Source organism: Kordia sp. (genome assembly GCF_050633145.1).
Lineage (GTDB): Bacteria > Bacteroidota > Bacteroidia > Flavobacteriales > Flavobacteriaceae > Kordia.
Genome location: NZ_JBOEFY010000105.1, coordinates 1 through 3,041, shown reverse-complemented (window position 1 = coordinate 3,041; position 3,041 = coordinate 1). Strand labels below are relative to the sequence as shown.

Genomic DNA, 3,041 nt, shown 5'->3' with positions numbered 1-3,041 from the left:
TCGTGGAAATCTGAATGCATTTTTTTAGACTTCATCAAAATCGCTTACTTTTAACCTAAATTTTCGAACTGATGAGTAGTAAGTACAATTTTATTGAGCATATTGAAAAAGGATATGTTACAAAAGGAGATTATATTACCATGGGCGCAGCCATGTATGAAGGAGAAACAGTTACAGATGCCTATGTAAAAATTCCATTAAAAACCTTAAACAGGCATGGTTTAATTGCTGGAGCTACAGGAACAGGAAAAACCAAAACATTGCAAGTACTTGCTGAAAATCTTTCGGATAAAGGAATTCCTGTGTTGCTAATGGATTTAAAAGGTGATTTAAGTGGAATTGCGCAGCCAAGTCCTGGACATCCAAAAATTGACGAACGTCATGCTAAAATTGGTTTTCCGTTTGAAGCAAAAAACTTTCCTGTTGAAATTTTATCACTATCAGATCAAAATGGTGTGCGTTTGCGTGCTACTGTTTCTGAATTTGGTCCTGTGTTGTTGTCTCGAATTTTAGATTTGTCTGAAACACAATCAGGAATTGTCGCAGTTGTTTTTAAATACTGTGATGACAATAAAATGCCTTTGCTCGATTTAAAAGATTTTAAGAAAGTATTACAATATGCTACTAACGAAGGAAAAGCAGAGTTTCAAGAATCTTATGGGCGAATTTCAACTGCATCTACAGGAGCTATTCTTCGTAAGATTATCGAATTAGAACAGCAAGGTGCTGATTTGTTTTTTGGTGAAACTTCTTTTGATGTAGACGATTTAACTCGCATTGACGAAAATGGACGCGGATATATTAATATTATTCGTTTAACAGATATTCAAGACAGACCAAAACTATTCTCTACGTTTATGCTAAGTTTATTGGCAGAAATTTATGAGACATTTCCTGAGCAAGGTGATAGTGGACAACCAGAATTGGTACTGTTTATTGATGAAGCACATTTAATTTTTAAACAAGCATCAAGTGCCTTATTAGATCAGATAGAAAGCATTGTAAAATTAATTCGATCTAAAGGAATTGGTTTATACTTTGTTACACAAAACCCAACAGATATTCCAGAAGCTGTTTTAGGTCAGTTAGGACTTAAAATACAACATGCATTGCGTGCTTTTACAGCAAAAGATCGTAAGGCTATAAAGTTGACAGCAGAAAACTATCCAGATTCTGAATATTACGATACTACAGAAGTATTAACTTCGTTAGGTATTGGAGAAGCTTTAATTTCTGCGTTAGATGAAAAAGGACGTCCTACGCCATTAGCAGCTACTATGTTGCGCGCACCAATGAGTCGTATGGATGTATTAACACCAAAAGAATTGAAACAAGTAATTGACAATTCGAGATTGATTGGAAAATACAACGAGGAAATTGATCGTGAGAGTGCTTATGAGATGCTAAATGAAAAGATTGAAAAAGCCGAAGCTGTTTACAAAAAAGAAAAAGAAGCTAAAGTAAAGTCATCTAAAAGTTCTAGCCGAAAAAGCACACGACAAAATCCAATTATAAAAGTGCTTACAAGCGCAACATTTATCCGAAGCATTTTCGGAATCCTTAAAAAAATTATCAAATAATAAAATACATAAATTACAATCGCGTGAAGAAATCCTTATTCCTTGGACTTATTATTGCTTGTTTGGCAAGCTGTGCTAAAAAAGAAGATCCATTTTTAATTCATAAAGATCATATTGGAAAGTTAAGCAAAGATGTTACTGTAAAACAATTAGATTCTGTTTTCGCAAAAGATTCTTTGGTAAAACGTATTGGCGAAGGTGATTATATGCAAGCTGGAAACGATCAATATTTAGTTTTCGAAAAAAGAGGTAAACACTTATTTACCTTAATTCCTACGCAACAACACGATGAAAATGAAAAGATCAAAACGATCCAAATTCACGATTCGCGTTTTAAAACTGCAAAAGGGATTTCTCTTAAAAGTACCTTTAAAGACATTCGTGAAAACTTTAAAATTAAATACATCCACAATACATTAAGTACAATTATTATTACTGTAGCTGGACAAGAGTATTTTACTATTGATAAAAAGGAATTGCCAGAAGACTTGCGTTACGACATGACTTTAAATATTGAAGCCATTCAAATTCCTGACAATGCTAAAATCAAGCAATTCTCTATCAATTGGAAACACGAAAAAACTGAAGATACCGACAAAGAAGATGCCCAATAAAAAATATCATATTCAAAAAAATCCTTTTGTAGTTCCAACTACAGACGGGAAACTTATTGAAGAACATTTTGGAAATGCTACCGATGGAAACTCAGGAATAAGCATTGCACACATGATTGCGCCACCAAAGTGGAGTGAACCGTTTCAAACACCTAAATTTGATGAATACACATACATCATCAAAGGGAAAAAACAATTTATAATTGAAGATGAAACCATCGTTTTAGAAGCTGGACAATCTATCAAAATAGAAAAAAATACGCGTGTACAATATTCCAATCCTTTTGAGGAAGACTGTGAATATATCGCTATCTGCTTGCCTGCATTCTCTATGGATTTGGTGAATAGAGAAGAATCATAAAAAAGATTAAACTGATAAATTTAAGTTACAATGTAAAAAGCAGGCAAATGCCTGCTTTTTTATTTCTATAGATCTTTTAAACTATGGTATCATTAACGAGTAGGTTCACAAGTGACTCCTCCAAAGCTAGGGCAACCTGGTCTGTCGGCTGCAAATGTAGGACATACAAGTTTTGTTCCTCTTTCATTTGCAAATCCACCAGTAGCTAGATTCGCTAATTTAGAAATGGAAGCTTTATTTAAGTTAAATTTTTTAATATTTTGCTTTTTCATAATATTTAATTTTAATAATTACATCTCTAAATTCCTTAAAACCTTCAACATACACAATATAGTTTGTAAATCCGTATGACTTTATTTCATATTTGTTACAACAAAAAAGCCCAACCAAAATCTCAAATTAAGATGTTGATCAGACTTTCATCTAATTCAATAGTATTGATTACTATTTCTGGTAAATGATTCTTACTTAATAATCGTCACATAT

Annotated in this window: 4 protein-coding genes; 3 read left to right on the top strand and 1 reads right to left on the bottom strand. The window is 32.8% G+C overall.

The window, feature by feature from the left end:
• Positions 1 to 71: 71 nt before the first annotated feature.
• Genes ACRBBL_RS27295 through ACRBBL_RS27285 form a run of 3 tightly spaced genes read left to right on the top strand, consistent with a single transcriptional unit; the run spans position 72 to position 2,555 of the window.
• On the top strand, positions 72 to 1,580 hold the full coding sequence (locus ACRBBL_RS27295) for a helicase HerA-like domain-containing protein (protein WP_431372280.1): 1,509 nt from the start codon (positions 72 to 74) through the stop codon (positions 1,578 to 1,580).
• Between the two features lie 23 nt (positions 1,581 to 1,603).
• Positions 1,604 to 2,194: a hypothetical protein gene (locus ACRBBL_RS27290; protein ID WP_431372279.1), complete on the top strand. Its 591-nt coding sequence runs from the start codon at positions 1,604 to 1,606 to the stop codon at positions 2,192 to 2,194.
• Positions 2,184 to 2,555 carry a cupin domain-containing protein gene (locus ACRBBL_RS27285; RefSeq protein ID WP_431372278.1) on the top strand — a complete coding sequence of 124 codons (372 nt, stop codon included), beginning with the start codon at positions 2,184 to 2,186 and terminating at the stop codon, positions 2,553 to 2,555. The genes ACRBBL_RS27290 and ACRBBL_RS27285 overlap by 11 nt, the downstream gene beginning before the upstream one ends.
• A 92-nt stretch (positions 2,556 to 2,647) precedes the next feature.
• Here ACRBBL_RS27285 and ACRBBL_RS27280 read toward each other — a convergent pair whose 3' ends face one another.
• Positions 2,648 to 2,827, bottom strand: coding sequence for a hypothetical protein (locus ACRBBL_RS27280; protein ID WP_431372277.1), 180 nt, complete (start codon positions 2,825 to 2,827; stop codon positions 2,648 to 2,650).
• Positions 2,828 to 3,041 lie beyond the last annotated feature (214 nt).